This is a genomic window from Streptomyces sp. NPDC054863 (assembly GCF_053610825.1).
Genome location: NZ_JBSGZD010000044.1, coordinates 18994 through 39797, shown reverse-complemented (window position 1 = coordinate 39797; position 20804 = coordinate 18994). Strand labels below are relative to the sequence as shown.

The window sequence follows — 20804 nt, the reverse complement described above, 5'->3', positions numbered from 1 at the left end:
GGGCCGACGTCCTGTTCGCCATGCTCCGCGACGGCACCTTCTACGACCCCCAACCCGCCCCAACCCCTTGACCAAAGTCATAGGGGCACCCCCCCGGCGCGTGACCAAGCCCGCCCGGCACCCCTCAGCCCCTCCGGCACCCCTCAGCCCACCCGGCACGCCTCAGCCCGTCCGGCGTTTGAGGACGCGCGGCGCAGCCGTGCACGGGGCGCAGCCCCGAACCCCAGCCCCCACCGGCACGAGCCGTGAACCGTCCCCGCCCCGCGGCGAGCGCCCCGCGGCGGAACCGCAAATGTCACAGCGGTGAAGGGGCGAGGAGGGGCCATCCCGCGAGGCGGCCCACGCACCCGCACCGCACCCGCTCACCCGGTGCCACCAGGCGCCGCCGCCTGTTCCGGTCCCGGGGCCGGGCCCTGCGCCGGGTCCGAGGCCAGGGCCTGACCCAGGCCCGAGGCCGGAGCCGGGCCCGAGGCCGGAGCCGGGCCCGAGGCCGGAGCCGAGGCCGGAGCCGGGCCCGAGGCCGAGACCCGCACCTGAGCCCGAACCCCCCGCTCCAACCCCAACGTGACCACCACCGAAACCCCCGCCATCACCCCCATCGCCACCCCCGGCGAAGTGAACTGGGCGACCCCGCCCGCCAGCCCCGCCCCCACCCCCTGCATCGCCAGCATGCCCGACGTGTGCAGCCCCAGCGCGTGCCCGCTCAGGCTGTCCGGCGTCAGCGCCATGAGCCGCTCCTGGAGCATCAGCGTCGCCGCGAAGCCGACGGACGCCACCAGCACCACGCCCAGGGCCACCGGCAGCGAAGGACGCAGGAAGAACACAAGGTACGGAGCGGCCAGCAGCAGCCGCAGCGCGGGCCCGCCCCTGGCCCGCCACCGGGCCGGCACGAACCGCCCCACCACCGTGTCCCCGATCAGCATCCCGCACGCCGCGAAGGCGAACAGCAGCCCCGCCTGCCCGGGCTCGTACGGCACGTACAGGGACTCGCAGCCCACGATCAGCCCGTTCGGCACGCACAGCATGAGGTAGACGTACCGGCGCGGCTTCGACGACCAGAGCAGTGCGTTGGTCCGCCAGGTCTCGGCCACCGAGGCCCGCCCGCTCGCCCGCGGCGGCCTGCGCGTCAGCCCGAACCGCGCACACCCCGCCGACGCGAAGTAGAGGGCGGCGCCGACGAGCAGCGCACCCTGCGGCGACATGAGGTTGACCAGGAGTCCGCCGACGGCGAATCCGCAGATCTGCATCACACCGTTGGACATGTTCATCACGGAGCGGCCGATCAGGAAGCCGTCCCGGACGAGGATTTCGTTGAGGAGTCCGTACGTCACTCCCCCGCCGAGCGACGCGAGGACGCCCAGCGTCAGCAGGACCGCGAAGGATGCTCCCACCGGTAGTCCCGGGATCGCCTGGACGGCGGTGGCCAGGCCGAAGAGCACGCCCAGGCCCGCGAGCGCGGCACGCGGCGGCAGCCGGTCGGCGGCGGACAGGAGGGTGCCGGCGCCGACGAGCTGCGCGAGCGAGGGCCCGAACATGGCGAGGGAGGACAGCAGCGGCGAACCGGTCGATTCGAAGATCAGGATGCCGAGGGCGAGGCCGGTGACGGTCTGCGCCGCGGACTTCATGGAGACGGTCAGGAAGAGCGGGGTGAACTCCGGCTGTCGGAACAGTTCGCGGTAGGTGCGCATGAGGGGAGTGTCGGAGTCCCCTGGGGGGCGGCGTTACTGTTTCGCACCAGTGCGAAACAATCTTCGGAAGGGCGGTGGGCCGATGGGCTGGTGGCAGGTGGACGCGGACACGCTCGCGGGTGGACGGTTCGTCATCTCCCCTCTGAGCGAGGCGATTTCGAGCCTCAAGATGCTCCAGCGGCACGCCCCCGTCTCGCATCCCGGTGAGCGTGCCTGGCTCGACGCCCACCTCCCCGCCTACCGGGGCAGGCTCGCCGATGACCCGCTGACGCCCCTCCTCCTGGAGGCGGCGTTCCGCCCGACCTGGAACGCGGACTTCATCACCCCCACCCCGGCCGGTGACGGCGAGCAGACCTTCGCGCAGGAGCTGGCGCGGGTCCGCGCCACTCCCGCCGATTCGGTGCTCGCGGATCTGACGGTCGCGCTCGACGGTCCGCCGCCCCCCGCCCTGCGCCGCACCGACCTCGCGGAACGCACCGCCGACCTCCTCGACTGGGTGTGGCAGCGGACCGTACTCCCCCGGTGGCCGAGCCGCCGCCGGGTCCTGGAGGCCGACATCGTGGCGCGCACCGCACAGTTGAGCCGGGGCGGCTGGGTGGCGGCGCTGGACGCCATGCGGCCGGGAATGCGCTGGCTGGGCGGCGACCGGCTGCAGATCAACACCCAGGACTTCCCTCCGCGCGAGGCCTCCGGGGCGCAGCTTCTCTTCGTCCCGGTCAGCTTCGCCACGAGCTGGGTGTCCTGGGAGGGCCCACACCGGTTCGCCGTGGTGTACCCGTGCGCGGGCTCCTTGGCCGAACCCGGCCGGCCACCCGCCCCGGAGGCCCTGGGCGCACTCGTCGGCCGGGGCCGGGCGGGCATTCTCGTCCTCCTGGACTCCCCGAAGAGCACTTCCCAGCTGGTCGCGATGACCGGTCTCGCACTGGGCTCGGTGGGCCGCCACCTGAAGGTCCTGCTCGACGCCCGTCTGGTACGACGCAGGAGAGCGGGGCGGTCGGTGCTCTACTACCGGACGGAGACCGCTGATCAACTGGTGAACTCCCAGGCGGAAGGCCCGTCCTGACGATGCACCGGGTTCCCGGGCCGCTGCACAGCCGCGTGCAGGTGGCCGACCTGCAAAAGACGTCGCGTCGGCCGCGCCCGGATGCGTAACCTCCGCCCATGACTCTTGTCGCGATCCTCAGCGGTGCCGGTGTCTCGACCGATTCCGGCATCCCCGACTACCGGGGCCCGAACGGGCTGTGGCGGCGCGATCCCGAGGCCGAGAAGCTCGTCACGTACAGCTACTACATGGCCGATCCGGAGATCCGCCGCAGGTCGTGGCTGATGCGCCGGGAGCGGACGGCCCTGGACGCCGTGCCCAACGCCGCGCACCGTGCGGTCGCCGAGCTGGACCGGCGGGACGGCTTCGCGGTCCGGGTGATCACGCAGAACGTGGACGGACTGCACCAGCTGGGCGGCATGCCGGACCGCAAAGTGATCGAACTGCACGGTACGGCGCGGGCGGTGGCCTGCACCCGCTGCAAGGTCCGCTCCTCGATGGACGAGGCCCTCGCCCGGGTGGAAGCGGGCGAGGCGGACCCGCCGTGTCTGGCGTGCGGCGGGATCCTGAAGTCGGCGACGGTGATGTTCGGGGAGTCGCTGGACCCGATGGTGCTGGGCGAGGCGCTGGCCGTGACCAAGGCGTGCGAGGTGTTCGTGGCGGTCGGGACGAGCCTGGCGGTGCACCCCGCCGCGTCGCTGGCCGGGCTGGCCGCCGAGCACGGGGCGCGGCTGGTGATCGTCAATGCGGAGCCGACGCCGTACGACGCGCTGGCGGACGAGGTGGTGCGGGAGCCGATCGGGACGGCGCTGCCCGCGCTGCTGGAGGGTTTGGCCTGAGGGAGAGCCGCGCGAGGGGGCCGAGGGACGCGAGAGACCCGGGGGATCGGCCTAGAAGAGCAGGCCCTCCTGCGCGGACTCGCCGCGTTCCAGGGCGAGCAGGTGCTGCTTGCGGTCCAGGCCGCCGCCGTAGCCGGTGAGGCTGCCGCCGGAGCCGATGACGCGGTGGCAGGGGACGACGATGCTGATCGGGTTCTTGCCGTTGGCGAGGCCGACGGCCCGTGACGCGCCCGGCTTGCCGAGGGCCTGGGCGAGTTCGCCGTACGAGCGGGTCTCGCCGTACGGAATCTTGAGGAGTTCGGCCCAGACGGTGCGCTGGAAGGGCGTGCCCTCCAGGTGGATGGGGAGGGTGAATTCCTTCAACTCGCCGTCGAAGTAGGCGTTCAGCTGGTCGATCACCTCGGGGAACGACTCCGGGTCGCGGTCGCCGAAGGTCTCCTCGGGCGGCTGGTGGCGGTGGTTGACCATGTAGACGGCGGAGAGTACGCCGTTGGTGGCGACGAGGGTGAGTGGCCCGAACGGGCTCTCCATGAGGGTGTGCTGCTTGAGCGGTGCGGTCATGATGTGGCTCAACTCCATCACTTCGGGAGGTGGTTGATGGGGTGGGAGTCGGTCGCCCACAGATACTGCACGGCGTACGCCCGCCAGGGCCGCCACGCGGCGGCACGCGCGGTGAGCGCGGCCGGGGTGTGCGGAAGTCCCAACTCCTGTGCGGCGCGCCGGATTCCGAGGTCGGAGGGGAGGAAGGCGTCCGGGTCTCCGAGGGCGCGCATCGCGATGACCTCGGTGGTCCAGGGGCCGAACCCCGGCAGTTCGAGGAGCTGGGCACGGGCCAGGTCCCAGTCGCTGTCGACGTCGAGGGTGAGGGAGCCGTCGGCGAGGGCGGCGACGAGGGTGGTGAGCGTGGTGCGGCGGCTGCGCGGCAGGGCGAGGGATTCGGGGTCGAGACCGGCGAGCGCCTCGGGGGCCGGGAAGAGGTGGGTGAGCCCGCCGGCCGGGTCGTCGATCGGCACGCCGTGCGCGGTGACGAGCCGTGCCGCGTGCGTACGGGCGGCTGCCGTCGACACCTGCTGGCCGAGCACAGCCCGTACGGCGAACTCGGCGGCGTCGGTGGTGCGCGGCACCCGTCGCCCCGGCGCCCTTGCCACCAGCGGCGCGAGCAGGGGGTCGGCGCTCAGCCGCTCGTCGACGGCGACCGGGTCGGCGTCCAGGTCGAGCAGCCAGCGGCAGCGGCTGATGGCGTGCGTGAGGTCGCGCAGGTCGGTGAGGGAGAGCCGACAGGCGATGTGGTCGGGGCGCGGGGAGAGCGCCACGATGCCGTGTCCGTAAGGAAGTTGGAGGGTGCGGCGGTAGGCCCCGTCCCGCCACTCCTCGACCCCGGGGACGGCGGTCGCGGCGAGGTGGCCGAAGAGGTTGTCGGGGTGGAGCGGGGCGCGGAACGGCAGCCGCAGGCTGATCACTCCGGGGGCCTGCACGTCCCCCTTGCGTCCGCGGGCGCGCAGCTCCCCGGGGGCGAGGCCGAAGACTTCCCGCACCGTCTCGTTGAAGCTGCGTACGGACGAGAAGCCCGCCGCGAAGGTGATGTCCGCCATCGGCAGCGATGTCGTCTCGATGAGCAGCCGTGCGGTCTGGGCGCGCTGGGCGCGGGCCAGGGCGAGCGGCCCGGCCCCCAGCTCGGCGCGCAGCTGCCGCTCGACCTGCCGGGTCGAGTATCCGAGCCGGGCCGCAAGTCCCGGCACGCCTTCCCGGTCGACGACGCCGTCCCGGATGAGGCGCATGGCGCGGGCGACGGAGTCGGCGCGGGCGTTCCACTCGGGGGAGCCGGGGCTGGTGTCGGGGCGGCACCGCTTGCAGGCCCGGAACCCGGCCTGCTGGCAGGCGGCGGCGCTCGGGTAGAACGTCATGTTCTGCGGCTTGGGCGGGACGACGGGACAGCTGGGCCGGCAGTAGATCCGGGTGGTCGTGACGGCGGTGAACACCCATCCGTCGAAGCGCGCGTCCTTGGACTGCACGGCGCGTACGCACCGCTCGGTGTCGGTGTGCATGGCACGGGCGCCCTGCGCGCCACGCATGCTGTGCATGCCGTGCGATTCCTGTGTGTCCTGCGCTGCCGGAGTGAGTGACATGCCTCCAGCATCGGGCACCCGCCCCCGTCCGGCTGGCGGAAATCCGACATCAGCCTGCGGCGACCAGCGCCTGCTCGAAATGCGCGAAGGCGGCATCGTCGAACAGTACGAACCGCACGTCGAGGAGCGGAGCCTGCGCCGATTCCCGTACGGTACGGACCGCCACCCGCGCGCCGTCGGCCAACGGCCACCGGTAGACCCCGGTGGAGATGGCGGGAAAGGCGATGCTCGTGGCCCCCAACTCCCGTGCCAGGCGCATGGATTCGCGATAGCAGGAGGCAAGCAGCTCGGCCTGCGCACGCTCGGCCTCACCGGCCAGGCCCGGCTGATGGACGGGCCCGACCGTGTGCACGACGTACTGCGCCTGCAGCTTCCCCGCGGTGGTGACGACGGCCTTGCCGGTCGGCAGCCCGCGCCCGTAGTGCGAGGCGCGCAGCTTGCGGCAGTCGGTGAGGATGCTGCCGCCACCGCGACGGTGGATCGCGCCGTCGACACCGCCGCCACCGAGGAGGCTGGAATTGGCGGCGTTGACGATGACGTCGACCTGCTGGTCGGTGATGTCGCCGCGAACGAGGGTGATCACTGGGGTGGAGAGAGCCATGAGAGCATCCTGCCGGGTCCGCTCCGACCACCGCGCACCATTTCGGCGACCCACACCCAGCCCGTCCGGCACTCACCACCCAGCCCGTCCGGCGTTTGAGGACGCACGGCGCAGCGGGGCACGGGGCGCAGCCCCGAACCTCAGCCCCCAACACTCCGCAGGCACCTACAACCAGCACCCCCACCGACCCCACCGTCTCTCGCCACCCCAAGCGGCTACGGCACTCGCGCCGTCCACTCCCCCGTCCCGAACTTCCCCTCCGCCAGCTCCCGCGCCCGCCCCATCTCGTCGTCCGACACCGAGCCCTTCTCCAGCCCGTACCGCCCCCGGAACGACTCGATCATCCGCTCGATGACCGCTTCCCGCGCCAGCCCCGTCTGCCGGCGCAGTGGGTCGACCCGCTTCTTCGCGCTCTTCGTGCCCTTGTCGGACAGCTTCTCCTTGCCGATCCGGAGCACCTCCGTCATCTTGTCCGCGTCGATGTCGTACGCCATCGTCACGTGGTGCAGGACCGCCCCGCCCGAGTCACCGACCATGCGCTTCTGGGCGGCGCCCGCGATCTTCCCGGCGTCCGTGGCGATGTCGTTGAGGGGCTGGTACCAGGCCTTGACGCCCATGTCTCCGAGGGCGCCCAGCACCCAGTCGTCGAGGTAGGCGTAGCTGTCCGCGAAGGAGAGGCCCTGGACGAGAGCGGTCGGCACGGACAGCGAGTACGTGATGGTGTTCCCCGGCTCGATGAACATCGCGCCCCCACCGCTGATCCTGCGCACGACCTCGATCCCGTGCCGGGCCGCGCCCTGTGGATCGACCTCGTTGCGCAGCGACTGGAAGCTGCCGATGACGACGGCGGGGGCGCCCCACTCCCACACCCGCAGCGTCGGCGGGCGGCGGCCGGCCGCGACCTCGGCGGTGATCACCTCGTCGAGCGCCATGTGCAGGGCGGGGGACTGCGGGGCCTCGTGGATGAGCTGCCAGTCGTAGTCCGTCCAGTCCGTGGCGTGCGCGAGGGCGCGGCGGACCGCGATCGCGATGCCCTCGGCGGTGAGGCCGAACATCACCGTGCCCTCGGGGAGGGCGGCCTCCACCCGGGCGGCCAGACCTGCGGCGTCGGTGTCTGCCGGTGCGCCCTCCAGGGCACGGTTGATGGCGAGGATGGCCTCGTCGGGCTCCAGGAAGAAGTCCCCCGCCACCCGGACGTCGCGCAGGACGCCGCCGATCGCGCCCGCAGCATCCGCTGCGGCCGCCGTGTCGGTCTCGACGTCGAGATCCACGACGACGAGCTTTCCGCCGGGAACCTTGTATTCACCGTGCACCGTGTTCCGCCTCCATCAGGCACCCGCAGGGGTGGTTGTGACCTGCGACAACGCTATCCCGAGCCGGGACATTCCTCCCGTTCCCGGCCTTCCGCGGGATGCCCGTACGCATCTCGTCGCGTCCCGTTCACAGCGCGTTGTCAGTGCCGCGTGCTTTGCTGGACGGCATGATCGATAACTCGCTTGTCGCCGCTGTGGAGGAGGCCGTCCGCCGGGCCGCCGCCGACGAGATCATGCCGCGCTACCAGCAGCTCGCCGCGCACGAGGTGCTGGAGAAGAACGGCCCCTACGACCTGGTGACGGTCGCGGACCGGGGTGCCGAGGAGCACCTGACGGCCTCACTCACGCGCCTGCTGCCCGGCTCGGTGGTGGTCGGCGAGGAAGCGGTCCACGCGGATCCTGCTGCGTACGAGGCGATACGGGGCACGGCGCCGGTGTGGATCGTCGATCCGGTCGACGGGACGCGGCAGTTCGTGCACGGCGAGCCGGGGTTCTGCACGCTGGTGGCGCTGGCGGTGGACGGCGAGCTGCTGGCCTCGTGGACGTACGCCCCGGCACTGGACGAGATGGCCGTCGCGGTGCGGGGCCGGGGCGCCACGCTGAACGGCGAGCCGCTCCGGTCCGGCTCCCCCGCACCCGGCAGCCCGCTCCGGGTGGCGATCTCGAACCCGGACTACACGACTCCGGAGGAGAAGCGGGCCCTGCTGGCGCTGTCGGTGGACGGGGTCGAGCCCCGGCCGTGCGGGTCGGCGGGTCTGGAGTACCTGGCGGTGGCCAGGGGCGAGCTGGAGTCGGTGGCGTTCTCCTGGGAGCTGGCCTGGGACCACGCGGCGGGCCTGCTCCTGGTGGAGGAGGCGGGCGGCACGGACCGTACGCGCACGGGCGAGCGCTACCGGATCACGGGGGGCAACGCGATGCCCTTCACCGCGGCCAGGGACACGGCGACGGCGGAACGGGTGCGGGGGCTGCTGGCGAAGGGCTGAGCGACGGACGGAGCGAGCCCGAGTCGGCCAGGAGCGGGGCGGATCCGGCCCGGATTGCCTGGGCCGGATTGCCTGGGCCGGATTGCCTGGGCCGGATCGCCTGGACCGGATCGCATGACCCGGATCGCCCGGGCCGAATTGCCTGGACCGGATCGCCCGGCCCGGATCGCACGACCCGGATCGCTTGAGCCTGGTCGCATGAGCCTGGTCGCATGAGCCGGGTTGTCGCAGGATCAGGTCAGTGGGTGCGCGGTCTCCATCCGCTCGCGCACCTCGTCCACCAACGCGCCCGCCGCCCGCACCGCCTCCCCGTCCAGCCCGCGCAGCGCCCGCGTCGCCCGTCCGGCGAAGTCGGCCGGTGCGCAGGCGACTTGGGCCGCTGCGGCCAGTGCGCCCTTCTCGTTCACGCACCACACCCGGCCGTGCGCCAGCATCGCCTGCGCCAGGACGCCGAAGGCCCGCGAGAGGCACAGCGAGACGTGCAGTACGTCCTCGCCCGCCGCCGACTTGCGGGCGGCGGCGACCGAGAAGTCCGCCTCCCACGCCGCCCCGATCAGCGCGTCGCGCAGGGCGTCCGGATAGTGCTGCGCGGCGGCCCGCAGTGCCGTCAGCCCGCCCGAAGGGTCGGCCAGTACCCGGCACAGCGCGACCTCTCCCGCATACGCGGGCGACCAGAAGCCCAGCGGGTGCCCGGCCTGCACGCCGACCTCGAAGCGACCCGCCCGGCAGTCCTCCCACACGCCCTCGACGCGGTCGAGGTCGCGCAGGATCCAGTCGACCGCCGTTCCCTCGACGGACAGCCACGCCCCGCCGTCCACCCACGGCCCCCAGCCGCCCGGCCCGGCCACCTCCACCGGCTGCCCGGTGAACTCGGCTGCGAGGGAGGCGAGTCGGACGACGTCGGGCTCGCCCCGGTAGTACACCCCCAGGTCCCAGTCGGAGTCCGGGCGGTGGGTTCCCCTGGCACGGCTGCCGCCGAGGGCCACGGCGTGCACGCCGGGGACGGCGGCAAGGCGTTCGGCCATGGTGGCGACGGTGGTGCCGACAGCGGTGTCCGTGGCGGCGTCGATGCGGCTGTTCACGGCGCCGGAGCCTACCCCCGGCAGGGCTGTCGGTGCACGGGAATACCCTGGGGCTCTGAAGTGCCGTGGCGTGAGGAGTCCAAGGTGTCGCCGATGCTTGATGCAGTCGTCGTGGGAGCGGGGCCCAACGGACTGACCGCCGCCGTCGAGCTGGCCCGGCGCGGCTTCTCGGTGGAGGTCTTCGAGGCGCAGGACACCGTCGGCGGCGGGGCGCGCACCGCCGAGCTGACCCTGCCCGGCTTCCGGCACGACCCGTGCTCGGCGGTGCACCCGCTGGGCGTCGGCTCACCGGTGTTCAAGACGATGCCCCTGGAGCGGTACGGACTGGAGTGGCTGCACCCGGAGCTGCCGATGGCGCACCCGTGGGACGACGGCACGGCGGCGGTGCTGTCCCGGTCGGTCGCGGAGACGGCCGCGTCGTTCGGTTCGCGTGACGCGGGTGCGTACCGCCGGCTGGTCGCCCCGTACCTCGGGAGGTGGGACACGCTCTCCCGGGACTTCATGTCGCTGCCGCTGACCGCGCTGCCGCGCCACCCGGTGACGCTGGGCAGGTTCGGGCTCGCGGGGCTGCCGCCGTCGACATGGCTGATGCAGCGCTTCCGCGACGAGAAGGCGAAGGCGCTGATCGCGGGTCTGGTGGCGCACGTCATCGCACCGCTGAGCGGGTTCGCGACGGGTGCGGTCGGCCTGATGTTCGCGCTGGCCGCGCACGAGAACGGCTGGCCGGCGCCGCGCGGCGGCTCACAGGCCATCCCGGACGCGCTCACCGGATACCTCCGGGACCTCGGCGGAGTCGTCCACACCGGTTTCGAGGTGAAGCGCCTCGACGACCTGCCGCCCGCTCGCGCGTACATCTTCGACACCTCGCCGACGGCGCTCGCCCGGATCGCCCGGCTGGGGAACGCGTACGAGAACTACCGTTACGGCGCCAGCGTCTTCAAGATCGACTACGCGCTGGACGGCCCGGTCCCGTGGACCGCCGAGGAGGCCCGCCGGGCCGGGACGGTGCAGGTCGGTGCCACCAAGGGCGAGATCGGCAAGGCCCTGCGGCAGGCTTCGGGCGGCACCGCCCCCGAGACCCCCTTCCTGATCACGGCACAGCCGAGCGTGACGGACCCGACCCGGGCCCCGGAGGGCAAGCACGTGTTCTGGGCGTACGGCCACGTGCCGCACGCCTGGCAGGGCGACCTGACGGACGCGGTCGAGCGGCAGATCGAGCGGTTCGCACCTGGCTTCCGCGACCGCGTGCTGGCCCGTGCGACGGCCGGCCCGCCGGAGCTGGCCGCGCACAACGCGAACTACGTGGGCGGCGACATCGCCTGCGGTGCGTTCTCCGGCCTCCAGGTGCTGCTCCGCCCGAAGCTGTCGCTGTTCCCGTACGGGACGAAGCACCCGGCGGTGTTCCTGTGCTCGTCGGCGACGCCGCCGGGGCCGGGGGTGCACGGGATGTCGGGGCACAACGCGGCGAAGGCGGTGTGGCGGAAGCTGCGGTCGGCGGAGCGGTAGCGAAGGCGGGGAAACAGGGGACGCCCGCTCCGGTCCCCACCTCCCGCCGCCCGGCTCGCCCCTCCCGCCACCCGTCTCCCGCCTCGCCGATCCTCCCCCGGCCCCGGAGAATGGCCGCATGGATTCCACGGCCCCGGACACGGACGCAGAGACGAACCCCAGCACGGGCGCGGACCCGGACACGGACACGGAATCGGGCGACGCGAGCCCCGACCTGGACCGCACGACCGCCTTCGACTACACCACGTACGTCCGGTCCACCCCCGACCAGATCTGGCAGGCCCTGACCGACCCGGCGGCCACCAGCCGCTACTGGGGCCTGACCTTCGCATCGGACTGGCAGGCCGGGTCGACGGTGGTCTGGCAGGGAATGGGCCTCGGCGAAGCCGACCCGGAGCAGGTGGTGCTCGCCGCCGAACCGGGCCGCAGGCTCTCCTACACCTGGCACACCTTCACCCGGGCCTTCGCCGAGACCGTCGGCATGGACGAGGAGCTGCACGCGCGGCTGGCCGCCGAGTCGCGGTCGAAGGTGACGTACGAGATCGAACCGGCCGGACCGACCGTGACCCGGCTGACCGTCGTCCACGACGGTTTCGACGAGGGCAGCCTCACGCTCGCCATGATCCGCGACGGCTGGCCGCCGCTCCTGTCCAGCCTCAAGACGCTCCTGGAGACGGGCGAACCGCTGCCGGAACCCGAGTAGGAGGTAGGTCCGTCGGGCCCGGGGCCCTCAAGGCGCTAGGAGGAGGCCGCGAGGGCGGGAATGACCGACTCGCCGTACGCGTCGATGACCGCCTCCCGCGCGTCGTGCATGGCATAGAGGGCGAACTGGTCGACCCCCAGCTCCCGCAGCGCCCGCAGCTTCTCGATGTGCGCCTCCACCGGCCCCAGCAGACAGAACCGGTCGACGATCTCGTCCGGCACGAAGGCGGTGTCCGGGTTCCCGGCCCGCCCGTGGTGCGCGTAGTCGTACCCCTGCCTGGCCTCGATGTACGAGGTGAGCGCCGGCGGTACGAGGCCGGAGTGCGCCCCGTACTTCGCCACGAGGTCCGCGACGTGGTTGCCGACCATCCCGCCGAACCACCGGCACTGGTCCCGGGCGTGGGCGAGGTCGTCCCCGACGTACGCCGGTGCGGCCACGCAGATCTTCACCGCCGCCGGATCGCGCCCGGCGGCGGAAGCGGCGTCACGTACCGCCCGGATCATCCACTCCGTGAGGAACGGATCGGCGAGCTGCAGGATGAATCCGTCCGCCTTCTCCCCCGCGAGAGCGAGCGCCTTGGGGCCGTACGCGGCCATCCACACCGGGAGTCGACCGTCCGTCACCCACGGCAGCCGCACCGACTGTCCGTCCACCTCCGCCTCCCTCCCCTCGGCGAGGTCGCGGATGGTGTCGATGGCGTCGCCGAGCCGGGCGAGGGTGTTCGGCTTGCGTCCGGCCACCCGCATCGCGGAGTCGCCGCGGCCGATGCCGCAGACGGTGCGGTTGCCGTACATGTCGTTGAGGGTGGCGAAGGTGGAGGCGGTGACCTCCCAGGTCCTGGTCCCGGGGTTGGTCACCATCGGCCCGACGATCAGCTGCTCGGTGTGCTCCAGAATGCGGCTGTAGATGACGAACGGCTCCTGCCACAGCACGGCGGAGTCGAAGGTCCAGCCGTAGTGGAAGCCATTGCGCTCGGCGCGCCGCATCAGGCCGACGACCTCGGATGCGGGCGGATCTGTCTGCAGGACCAGGCCGAAGTCCATGGGCATGACGGGCGTACCTCCTGGTGCGGGCACTGACTGGTTCGGTGTGGGCAGGTCCGGGTGTGGGCCGGCCCCGGTACTGGGCCGGTCCCGGTACTGGGCCGGTCCCGGTACTGGGCCGGTCCCGGTGCGGGCTAGCTCAGGTACTGGCAGGTGGACCGTGGCGTGTACGCGCCGTGACCGGCCCGGCCCGTGAACTTCCTTGCGTCGAGGACGACTTCGCCGCGCGACAGGACGGTCTCGACCCGCCCGGTCACCCGCCTGCCCTCGTACGCCGAGTAGTCGACGGCCATGTGATGCGTGTCGGCGGAGATCGTCTGTACGGCGTCGGGGTCGTAGATCACGATGTCCGCGTCCGCCCCCGGCGTGATGGTGCCCTTCTGCGGATAGAGGCCGAACATCCGGGCCGGGGTCGCGCAGGCGATCTCGATCCAGCGGCGGCGGCTGAGGTGGCCGTCGACGACGGCCTGGTGGAGGAGGTCCATGCGGTTCTCCACGCCCGGGAGCCCGTTGGGGATCTTGGAGAAGTCGCTGCGGCCCAGCTCCTTCTGGCCGGTGAAGCAGAAGGGGCAGTGGTCGGTGGAGACCACCTGGAGGTCGTTGGTGCGCAGCCCTCGCCAGAGCGCCGCCTGATGTTCCTTGGGGCGCAAGGGAGTTGAGCAGACGTACTTGGCCCCTTCGAAGTCCGGCTCGGCGAGGTTGTCGGTGGACAGGAACAGGTACTGCGGACAGGTCTCGCCGAAGACGTTCAGCCCCTTGTCGCGGGCCGACGCGATCTCCGCGAGGGCCTCCTCGGCCGAGACGTGGACGACGTACAGCGGAGCGTCGGCGACCCGGGCGAGCTGGATGGCACGGTGGGTCGCCTCCGACTCCAGGAGCGCCTTGCGCACCTCGCCGTGGACGCGTGGATCGGTCCGCCCCGCGGCGAGCGCCTGCTCGACCAGGACGTCGATCGCGATGCCGTTCTCGGCGTGCATCATGATCAGCCCGCCGTTGCCCGAGGCCTGCTGCATGGCGCGCAGGATCTGGCCGTCGTCGCTGTAGAAGACGCCGGGGTAGGCCATGAAGAGCTTGAAGGACGTGATGCCCTCCCCCACCAGCAGGTCCATCTCCCGCAGCGTCTTCGCGTTCACGTCGGAGAGGATCATGTGGAAGGCGTAGTCGATCGCGCACTTCCCGTCGGCCTTCGCGTGCCAGGCGTCCAGGCCCTCGCGCAGGCTGTGGCCGGGGGTCTGGATCGCGAAGTCGACGATGGTGGTGGTGCCGCCCCAGGCGGCGGCCCGGGTGCCGGATTCGAAGGAGTCGGCGGCGAAGGTGCCGCCGAAGGGCATCTCCATGTGGGTGTGGGCGTCGACGCCGCCCGGGATCACGTACTTGCCGGTCGCGTCGATCGTCGTGTCGGCGGTCCAGCCCTCGGCGGTGCTGGAGCCGTGTGCGGCGAGGGCGACGACGCGACCGCCCTCGGTGAGTACGTCGGCGTGGGTCTCGTCGGATGCGGTGATGACGAGGCCGCCCCGGATCAGGGTGCGTGCGGTGCTGCTCATGCGGTCCGGATCCTCCCGGTCAGACGCGGTGCAGGGCTCGTTCGAGGACGGAGGCGCCTTCCTCCGCCTCGGCGACCGTCAGGGAGAGCGGCGGGGCGATGCGCAGCACGCTCGTGTTGTGGCCGCCCCCCTTGCCGACAAGGAGGCCGCCTTCGCGGGCTGCTTCCTGGACGGCGGTGGCCGCTTCGGGCCAGGCCCGGTCGGTGCCGGGGCGGACGATTTCGATGCCGGCCATCAGACCGCGGCCTCGTACCTCTCGTACGCAGGGAACCGTGGCGGCGATCGCGCGCAGGCGTTCCATGAGGAGTCCGCCGACCCGGCGGGCGTTGCCCTGGAGGTCGTGTTCCAGGAGGTAGGAGAGGTTGGCGAGGCCCGCGGCCATGGTGACCGGGGAGCCTCCGAAGGTGGAGATGGAGCCGGAGTCGAGGCAGTTCATGACCTCGGCGCGGGCGACGACGCCGCCGATGGACATGCCGTTGCCGATGCCCTTGGCGAAGGTGAGGATGTCCGGCGGGCCGTTCTCGGCGTGCGCCTGCCAGCCCCAGAAGTGGTCTCCGGTGCGGCCCCAGCCGGTCTGGACCTCGTCGGCGATCCACAGGATGCCGTGCTGGGAGAGGATCTCGCGGAAGGCGGCGTACAGGCCGTCCGGCGGGGAGGTGAAGCCGCCCACTCCCTGGACCGGTTCGGCGATGAGGGCGGCCACCTGGCCCCGGGTCTGGCCGAGCAGGTCTTCGAGGTCGGCGACGCACGCCTCGATGAACTGGGCGTCGGAGAGGTGCGCGTACGGGCCGCGGAAGCGCACGCCGCCGTGCACGTACAGGGTCTGCAGCGGGGAGAGGCTGGTCGGCGACCAGTTGCGGTTGCCGGTGAGGGCCACGGTGGAGAAGGAGCGGCCGTGGTAGCTGTTGCGCATCGCCAGGATCTGGTTCGAGCGGCGGTACGTCGTCGCCAGCATCAGCGCGGTGTCGTTGGCCTCCGTGCCCGAGGTGGTGAAGAAGACGCGGGCGTCGGGGATGCCGGAGAGGTGGGCGACCCGCTCCGCCAGGTCGACCATGGGGCGGTTGAGGTAGAGGGTCGAGGAGTGGACCAGGCGGGCCGCCTGCTCGGAGACCGCCTTGGTGACCTCGGGGAGTGCGTGCGCGGTCATCGTGGTCAGGATGCCGCCGAAGAAGTCCAGGTACTTGCGGCCCTGGGAGTCGAAGACGTGGCGGCCCTCGCCGTGGGTGAGCTCGATGGGGTTCTGGTAGTAGAGCGCCAGCCACTCGGGCAGGACGGCCTGGTGGCGGGAGTGCAGGTCGGTCACGGCTGAACCAGTCCTTCGCGGGAGTGCAGGTGGGTCACGGCTGGAGCCGCATCACGGCCGAGGCCGCATCACGGCTGGAGCTGAAATCACGGCGGGAGCCGCATCACGACTGAAGCTGAATCACGACTGAAGCTGAATCACTGCTGAAGCTGCATCACGGCTGGAGCTGCATCACGGCTGAGGCCGGGCCGGGCCCTCGCAGGAGAGCGGGCCTGTCACGGCCGGTCCGGTACTTCGCGGGAGAGCGGGCCTCTCACGGCTGGACCAGTCCTTCGTACGCGTCGGGCCTGCGGTCGCGGTAGAACGCCCACTGGTGGCGGACCTCCTCGATGAGGCCGAGGTCGAGGTCCCGGACCAGGAGCTCCTCCTGCTTGTCCCCGGCCGTCTCGCCCACGAACTGGCCGCGCGGGTCGACGAAGTAGCTGGTGCCGTAGAAGTCGTTGTCGCCGTACTCCTCCTGGCCGACGCGGTTGATCGCCGCGACGAAGTACTCGTTGGCGACGGCCGCGGCAGGCTGCTCCAGCTGCCAGAGGTGGGCGGAGAGGCCGCGGGAGGTGGCGGAGGGGTTGTAGACGATCTGGGCGCCGTTCAGCCCCAACTGCCGCCAGCCTTCCGGGAAGTGGCGGTCGTAGCAGATGTAGACGCCGACCTTGCCGACCGCCGTGTCGAAGACCGGCCAGCCCGCGTTCCCCGGCTTGAAGTAGTACTTCTCCCAGAAGCCCTTGACCTGGGGGATGTGGTGCTTGCGGTACTTGCCGAGGTAGCTGCCGTCGGCGTCGATCACGGCGGCGGTGTTGTAGTAGAAGCCGGACTGCTCGCGCTCGAAGACCGGGACAACGATCACCATGCCGGTCTCGCGGGCGAGGTCCTGCATGCGGCGGACGGTGGGGCCCTCGGGGACCGCCTCGGCCCAGCGGTAGTGCTCGGCCTCCTGCACCTGGCAGAAGTAGGGGGCGTTGAAGACCTCCTGGAACCCGATGACCTTCGCGCCCTGCCGGGCGGCTTCCCGGGCGTGTTCCTCATGCTTGGCGATCATGGATTCGGTGTCGCCCGTCCAGGTGGCCTGGACCAGGGCGGCGCGTACGACGTTGGCCATGACTCGTCTCCGTTCAGCCGGGTTCCCCTCCGTCCGACAGGACGTCAGGGACCTTCTACGCCCGTAGAGTTGGGACGTGGATGCTTGAACGTAAGCCGCTCCGGAGAGCGGGGCAAGACCATCGTCGCGAACCGAGCGGAGTCGATCATGATTCACACCCGCAGGGGTGAACGGACGGCTCCGCGCCCCGGCCGGATCTCGCCTAGAGTTCGATCTTGATGCCGACGTGCGGACGCTTGCCGCGGCGCAGCAGCGTGGCGGGCAGGTCCGTCAGCCAGAACTGCCAGGTGTACTTGCGGGCGATCAGCCTGCGGACCTCGCGCAGCCCTTCCTCGTCGAGCACGGTCGCCCTGCCCTCGACCGTGGGCGCGTTCGGCTTGAGGCGGCCTCGTACGTCACAGGGGGCGACCGTGACGCTGCCGTTGCGGCGGATGCGCCTGACCTTCCAGGAGTCGGCGTTGGTCCAGACGTAGAGCGCGGAGCCGTCCCCGGCGACCCACACCGGGGTGGCGACGGGGGTGCCGTCCTTCCGGAAGGTGGTCAGGCTGACGTATCGGGTCTGGGCGAAGGCACTCCTGAGGTCCATGGGGCGACCCTACGCGCGGTGCCCCGCCTGCGCGGCGACCAGCTCGGACAGGTGCGCACGAGTCCACTCGCAGGCCGTGCCGTGCGGGCAGCTAAGAGGCGGACAGCAACGAGGCGGGCAGCAGCTCGCTCCGTACGAGAAGTTCGTCGAGGGAGAGGCCGAGCGTGCCCGCGAGGGCGGCGACCGTGAAGAACGCGGGCGTCGGGGCACGGCCCGTCTCGATCTTCCGCAGCGTCTCGGCGGAGAGGCCGGCGGCGGCGGCCACGTCGGGCATCGTCCGCCCGGCGAAGGTACGGGCTTCACGGAGCAGCTGACCGAGGCGTTCGCCGCGTTCGCGCTCTTCGGGGGTGAGAGGGGTTCGAACCATGCCGTTATTCTAATACCTCCCGGACCGGTATAGTAATTGGCATGGTCGAGATCAAATCAGACGCGTCCGTGGCCGCGATGCGAGAGACGGGCCGCGTGGTGGCCCGGGCACTGCAAGCCGTGCGGAAGGCGGCGGCGGTCGGGGTGACGCTGCGGGAACTGGACGAGGTGGCGCGGGGCGTCCTGCGGGACGCGGGGGCGGGCTCGCCGTTCCTCGGCTACCGCCCGAACTGGGCGCCGGTGCCGTTCCCCGCCGTCATCTGCGCGTCGGTCAACGAGGCGATCGTTCATGGGATTCCGACGGACTACCGGCTGCGCGACAGCGACCTGGTCAGCATCGACTGCGGCGCGCTCCTGAACGGCTGGGCGGGTGACTCCGCGATCAGCTTCACGGTCGGGCGGGCGCGGGAGGATGACGTGCGTCTCATCGGGACGGCGAAGGCCGCGCTGGACGCGGGCATCGCGGCGGCGGTCGTCGGCAACCGGATCGGCGACATCGCGCATGCGGTCGGGACGGTGTGCCGCAAGGCGGGGTACGGAATCCCGGAGGGCTTCGGCGGGCACGGAGTGGGACGCACGATGCACGAGGGACCGGACGTACCGAACGAGGGACCTCCCGGGCGGGGCATGAAGCTGCGGCACGGAATGGTGATCGCGATCGAGCCGATGGTGATCGCAGGCGGCGGGGACATGTTCCTCCACGCGGCGGACGGATGGACGCTGACGACTCCCGACGGCAGCCGGGCCGCACATGTGGAGCACACGGTGGCGATCCGGGACGGTGGGCCGGCTCGGATACTGACGGCGTTGTAGCAGCATTTTGCGGGCGGGGGGGACTGGTGGTCGTCGTGCGGGTCCGACGTGGCCGGCCGCGCAGTTCCCCGCGCCCCTAAATGCCTGCCCCCGAGACCGCCGCCCTCCTACGCCGCACCGCTGCCTCCTTGGGCAGCGGGCCCCCCCGGGGGGGCGGGACGGGTGGGCAAGGGGGCGGCCCCCACGCGGAGCGCACCCCTCCGCGACCGCCCGCCCCCGTCTTACTGCCGCCCCGCCGGATGCACGACCATCGCCGACCCCCCGCCCCGCCGCACCTTCTCCGCCGCCGCGACCCACCGGCCGTCACTCAGCCGCTGGACCCCCGTCGCCGCCCCGATCTCCGGGTTCTCCTTGAAGACGTGGCCGAGCGCCTCCAGCTCGCCGCGCACCGGACTGCCCCACAGCCCCGGCTCCAGCTCCGTCGCCGCCGCGTTCCGCTGGCTCGCGCGCGGTGCCGCGATCGCGTCCACGAGCGGCAGCCCCCGGTCCAGGTGACCCGTCAGGCTCTGCAGCACCGTCGTGATGATCGTCGCCCCGCCCGGCGAGCCGAGCGCGAGCACCGGCTTGTCGTGCCGGTCCAGGACGATCGTCGGAGAGATCGAGGACCGCGGGCGCTTGCCGGGGCCCGGCAGGTTCGGGTCGTGGACCGCCGGGTTCGCCGGGGCGAAGGAGAAGTCGGTCAGCTCGTTGTTGAGCAGGAAGCCGCGACCGGGGACCGTGATCCCGCTGCCGCCCGTCGACTCGATCGTCAGCGTGTAGGAGACCACGTTGCCCCACTTGTCGGCCGCCGTGAGGTGCGTCGTGTTCTCGCCCTCGTACGTCGTCGGCGCTGCCTGCCCCGAACTCCCGCACGTGCGCGACGGGTTGCGCGGGTCGCCCGGCGGCAGCGGACTCACCAGCACCGCGTCGTCCTTGATGAGGCACTCGCGCGAGTCCGCGAACTTCTGCGAGAGAAGCCCCTTGGTCGGTACGTTCTCGAAGGCCGGGTCGCCGACCCAGCGGCCCCGGTCCGCGAACGCGATCCGGCTCGCCTCGATGTAGCGGTGCAGGTACTTCGCCTGCGTCGCCTTCGAAAGGTCCGTCCGCTCAAGGATGTTGAGCGCCTCGCCGACGCTGGTGCCGCCGGACGAGGACGGGCCCATGCCGTACACGCCCAGGCCGCGGTACGAGACCTTCGTCGGGGCCGGCCGCTCCGTCTCGTACGCGCGCAGGTCACGCTCCGTCAGATCACCGGTGCGTACGACGCGGGTGGACTTCGGGTCGACCGGGGGCTTGCGGACCGTCCGGACGATGTCGCGTGCGAGGTCGCCCTTGTAGAGCGCGCCGACGCCCTCGCGGCCCAGCCTCTCGTACGTACGGGCCAGGTCAGGATTCTTGAACTTCGAGCCCACGACGGGGAGTTGACCGCCGGGCAGGAAGAGCTTCGCAGAGTCGGGGAAGTCCCGGAAGCGCGCCTCGTTGCCCTGGGTCTGCGCGCGGAACGTCGCGTCGACGGTGAAGCCGTCGCGGGCGAGGCGCTCGGCGGGCTTGAGGAGGGAGCGCAGGGATTTCGAGCCCCACGCGTCCAGGGCCGTCTCCCAGGTGGCGGGCGTGCCGGGGGTGCCGACGCTGCGACCGCTGGTCATGGCCTGGTCGGTGGGGATCGGCTTGCCGTTCTCCAGGAAGAGGTTCTTGTCGGCGCTGCGCGGGGCCGTCTCGCGGCCGTCGATGGTGCGCACCTTGCGGGACTTGGCGTCGTAGTGGACGAAGTAGCCGCCCCCGCCGATGCCCGCCGAGTACGGTTCCGTGACGCCGAGTGCGGCGGCCGTGGCCACTGCCGCGTCGACCGCGTTGCCCCCCTTGCGCAGCACCTCGATGCCGGCTGCCGAAGCGTCGGCGTCGACGCTGGCGACCGCGCCGCCGTACCCGACGGCGACCGGGACCTTCGCGGGCGGCGTCGTGGCTACGGACGGGGTGGCCGCCGAGGGGGCAACGGGCGGGCTCGCACTGCCCGGTGGCGCCGCCGCTCCCACCGTGACGACTGCCGCTGTCGCGGCCAGCAGGGACAGTGCCCGTACGGCGGGCCGGGCAGGTCGGTCGGTTCGGCGCATGCGTACCTCCTGGCGAAAACAGTCCGCGCAGCGTAGCCCCACCGCCATGCCCCCGCCAGGTCCTGCGGGGGGCATCCCGC

General features: G+C 72.0%; 19 protein-coding genes. 6 read left to right on the top strand and 13 right to left on the bottom strand.

Annotation, left to right across the window (positions count from 1 at the left end; genetic code table 11):
- Positions 1-362 precede the first annotated feature (362 nt).
- Positions 363-1688, bottom strand: coding sequence for an MFS transporter (locus tag ACWGIG_RS11790; RefSeq protein WP_453321388.1), 1326 nt, complete (start codon positions 1686-1688; stop codon positions 363-365).
- An 82-nt stretch (positions 1689-1770) separates the two neighbouring features.
- On the opposite strand from ACWGIG_RS11790, the gene ACWGIG_RS11785 reads away from it, so the two are divergent.
- Both ACWGIG_RS11785 and ACWGIG_RS11780 read left to right on the top strand, forming a co-directional pair.
- Positions 1771-2751, top strand: coding sequence for an ArsR family transcriptional regulator (locus tag ACWGIG_RS11785; RefSeq protein ID WP_453321393.1), 981 nt, complete (start codon positions 1771-1773; stop codon positions 2749-2751).
- Positions 2752-2849: 98 nt separating this feature from the next.
- Positions 2850-3569 carry an SIR2 family NAD-dependent protein deacylase gene (locus tag ACWGIG_RS11780; protein WP_453321387.1) on the top strand — a complete coding sequence of 240 codons (720 nt, stop codon included), beginning with the start codon at positions 2850-2852 and terminating at the stop codon, positions 3567-3569.
- A gap of 51 nt (positions 3570-3620) precedes the next feature.
- Here the strand turns inward: ACWGIG_RS11780 and ACWGIG_RS11775 are convergent, their stop codons facing one another.
- The 4 genes from ACWGIG_RS11775 to ACWGIG_RS11760 form a co-directional block, all read right to left on the bottom strand.
- Positions 3621-4130, bottom strand: coding sequence for a methylated-DNA--[protein]-cysteine S-methyltransferase (locus ACWGIG_RS11775; RefSeq protein WP_453321386.1), 510 nt, complete (start codon positions 4128-4130; stop codon positions 3621-3623).
- Between the two features lie 17 nt (positions 4131-4147).
- Positions 4148-5614, bottom strand: a complete 1467-nt coding sequence (locus tag ACWGIG_RS11770) for an AlkA N-terminal domain-containing protein (protein WP_453321392.1) — start codon at positions 5612-5614, stop codon at positions 4148-4150.
- 130 nt (positions 5615-5744) lie between these two features.
- Positions 5745-6296, bottom strand: coding sequence for an O-acetyl-ADP-ribose deacetylase (locus ACWGIG_RS11765; RefSeq protein WP_453321385.1), 552 nt, complete (start codon positions 6294-6296; stop codon positions 5745-5747).
- A 215-nt stretch (positions 6297-6511) separates the two neighbouring features.
- Positions 6512-7609, bottom strand: coding sequence for a lipoate--protein ligase family protein (locus ACWGIG_RS11760; RefSeq protein ID WP_453321384.1), 1098 nt, complete (start codon positions 7607-7609; stop codon positions 6512-6514).
- Positions 7610-7776: 167 nt separating this feature from the next.
- Between ACWGIG_RS11760 and ACWGIG_RS11755 the strand changes: the two genes are divergently transcribed.
- On the top strand, positions 7777-8592 hold the full coding sequence (locus ACWGIG_RS11755; protein WP_453321383.1) for an inositol monophosphatase family protein: 816 nt from the start codon (positions 7777-7779) through the stop codon (positions 8590-8592).
- Between the two features lie 233 nt (positions 8593-8825).
- Here ACWGIG_RS11755 and ACWGIG_RS11750 read toward each other — a convergent pair whose 3' ends face one another.
- The gene (locus ACWGIG_RS11750) at positions 8826-9617 is read right to left on the bottom strand and encodes a nucleotidyltransferase domain-containing protein (RefSeq protein ID WP_453321391.1); all 792 of its coding nucleotides are present in this window, start codon (positions 9615-9617) and stop codon (positions 8826-8828) included.
- A gap of 141 nt (positions 9618-9758) precedes the next feature.
- Here ACWGIG_RS11750 and ACWGIG_RS11745 point away from each other — a divergent pair, with 141 nt between their 5' ends.
- Positions 9759-11180 (top strand): phytoene desaturase family protein, encoded by a 1422-nt coding sequence (locus ACWGIG_RS11745; protein ID WP_453321382.1) that lies wholly within the window; start codon positions 9759-9761, stop codon positions 11178-11180.
- 118 nt (positions 11181-11298) lie between these two features.
- Positions 11299-11883, top strand: coding sequence for an SRPBCC family protein (locus ACWGIG_RS11740; RefSeq protein WP_453321381.1), 585 nt, complete (start codon positions 11299-11301; stop codon positions 11881-11883).
- A 35-nt stretch (positions 11884-11918) separates the two neighbouring features.
- Here the strand turns inward: ACWGIG_RS11740 and ACWGIG_RS11735 are convergent, their stop codons facing one another.
- From ACWGIG_RS11735 to ACWGIG_RS11710, 6 genes are all read right to left on the bottom strand, one after another.
- The gene (locus ACWGIG_RS11735) at positions 11919-12926 is read right to left on the bottom strand and encodes a TIGR03842 family LLM class F420-dependent oxidoreductase (RefSeq protein WP_453321390.1); all 1008 of its coding nucleotides are present in this window, start codon (positions 12924-12926) and stop codon (positions 11919-11921) included.
- Positions 12927-13060: 134 nt separating this feature from the next.
- On the bottom strand, positions 13061-14470 hold the full coding sequence (gene hydA / locus ACWGIG_RS11730) for a dihydropyrimidinase (protein WP_453321380.1): 1410 nt from the start codon (positions 14468-14470) through the stop codon (positions 13061-13063).
- A gap of 19 nt (positions 14471-14489) precedes the next feature.
- On the bottom strand, positions 14490-15773 hold the full coding sequence (locus ACWGIG_RS11725) for an aspartate aminotransferase family protein (RefSeq protein WP_453321379.1): 1284 nt from the start codon (positions 15771-15773) through the stop codon (positions 14490-14492).
- A gap of 253 nt (positions 15774-16026) precedes the next feature.
- Positions 16027-16869 carry a nitrilase-related carbon-nitrogen hydrolase gene (locus tag ACWGIG_RS11720; RefSeq protein WP_453321378.1) on the bottom strand — a complete coding sequence of 281 codons (843 nt, stop codon included), beginning with the start codon at positions 16867-16869 and terminating at the stop codon, positions 16027-16029.
- Positions 16870-17071: 202 nt separating this feature from the next.
- Positions 17072-17455: a PPOX class F420-dependent oxidoreductase gene (locus tag ACWGIG_RS11715; RefSeq protein WP_453321377.1), complete on the bottom strand. Its 384-nt coding sequence runs from the start codon at positions 17453-17455 to the stop codon at positions 17072-17074.
- Positions 17456-17546: 91 nt separating this feature from the next.
- On the bottom strand, positions 17547-17822 hold the full coding sequence (locus ACWGIG_RS11710; RefSeq protein WP_453321376.1) for a helix-turn-helix domain-containing protein: 276 nt from the start codon (positions 17820-17822) through the stop codon (positions 17547-17549).
- A gap of 41 nt (positions 17823-17863) precedes the next feature.
- Here ACWGIG_RS11710 and map point away from each other — a divergent pair, with 41 nt between their 5' ends.
- Positions 17864-18634 (top strand): type I methionyl aminopeptidase, encoded by a 771-nt coding sequence (map, locus tag ACWGIG_RS11705; protein WP_453321375.1) that lies wholly within the window; start codon positions 17864-17866, stop codon positions 18632-18634.
- A gap of 221 nt (positions 18635-18855) precedes the next feature.
- On the opposite strand, the gene ggt is transcribed toward map, so the two are convergent.
- Positions 18856-20724 (bottom strand): gamma-glutamyltransferase, encoded by a 1869-nt coding sequence (ggt, locus tag ACWGIG_RS11700; RefSeq protein ID WP_453321374.1) that lies wholly within the window; start codon positions 20722-20724, stop codon positions 18856-18858.
- Between the last annotated feature and the right edge of the window lie 80 nt (positions 20725-20804).

Bases quoted from the DNA above. Each gene is read 5' to 3' on its own strand.
- map (WP_453321375.1), top strand. From the start codon at position 17,864: ATGGTCGAGATCAAATCAGACGCGTCCGTGGCCGCGATGCGAGAGACG.
- ACWGIG_RS11715 (WP_453321377.1), bottom strand. From the start codon at position 17,455: ATGGACCTCAGGAGTGCCTTCGCCCAGACCCGATACGTCAGCCTGACC.
- ACWGIG_RS11720 (WP_453321378.1), bottom strand. From the start codon at position 16,869: ATGGCCAACGTCGTACGCGCCGCCCTGGTCCAGGCCACCTGGACGGGC.
- ACWGIG_RS11775 (WP_453321386.1), bottom strand. From the start codon at position 4,130: ATGACCGCACCGCTCAAGCAGCACACCCTCATGGAGAGCCCGTTCGGG.
- ACWGIG_RS11740 (WP_453321381.1), top strand. From the start codon at position 11,299: ATGGATTCCACGGCCCCGGACACGGACGCAGAGACGAACCCCAGCACG.
- ACWGIG_RS11790 (WP_453321388.1), bottom strand. From the start codon at position 1,688: ATGCGCACCTACCGCGAACTGTTCCGACAGCCGGAGTTCACCCCGCTC.
- ACWGIG_RS11770 (WP_453321392.1), bottom strand. From the start codon at position 5,614: ATGCACACCGACACCGAGCGGTGCGTACGCGCCGTGCAGTCCAAGGAC.
- ACWGIG_RS11765 (WP_453321385.1), bottom strand. From the start codon at position 6,296: ATGGCTCTCTCCACCCCAGTGATCACCCTCGTTCGCGGCGACATCACC.
- ACWGIG_RS11735 (WP_453321390.1), bottom strand. From the start codon at position 12,926: ATGGACTTCGGCCTGGTCCTGCAGACAGATCCGCCCGCATCCGAGGTC.
- ACWGIG_RS11785 (WP_453321393.1), top strand. From the start codon at position 1,771: ATGGGCTGGTGGCAGGTGGACGCGGACACGCTCGCGGGTGGACGGTTC.
- ggt (WP_453321374.1), bottom strand. From the start codon at position 20,724: ATGCGCCGAACCGACCGACCTGCCCGGCCCGCCGTACGGGCACTGTCC.
- ACWGIG_RS11780 (WP_453321387.1), top strand. From the start codon at position 2,850: ATGACTCTTGTCGCGATCCTCAGCGGTGCCGGTGTCTCGACCGATTCC.
- ACWGIG_RS11750 (WP_453321391.1), bottom strand. From the start codon at position 9,617: ATGGCCGAACGCCTTGCCGCCGTCCCCGGCGTGCACGCCGTGGCCCTC.
- hydA (WP_453321380.1), bottom strand. From the start codon at position 14,470: ATGAGCAGCACCGCACGCACCCTGATCCGGGGCGGCCTCGTCATCACC.
- ACWGIG_RS11710 (WP_453321376.1), bottom strand. From the start codon at position 17,822: ATGGTTCGAACCCCTCTCACCCCCGAAGAGCGCGAACGCGGCGAACGC.
- ACWGIG_RS11755 (WP_453321383.1), top strand. From the start codon at position 7,777: ATGATCGATAACTCGCTTGTCGCCGCTGTGGAGGAGGCCGTCCGCCGG.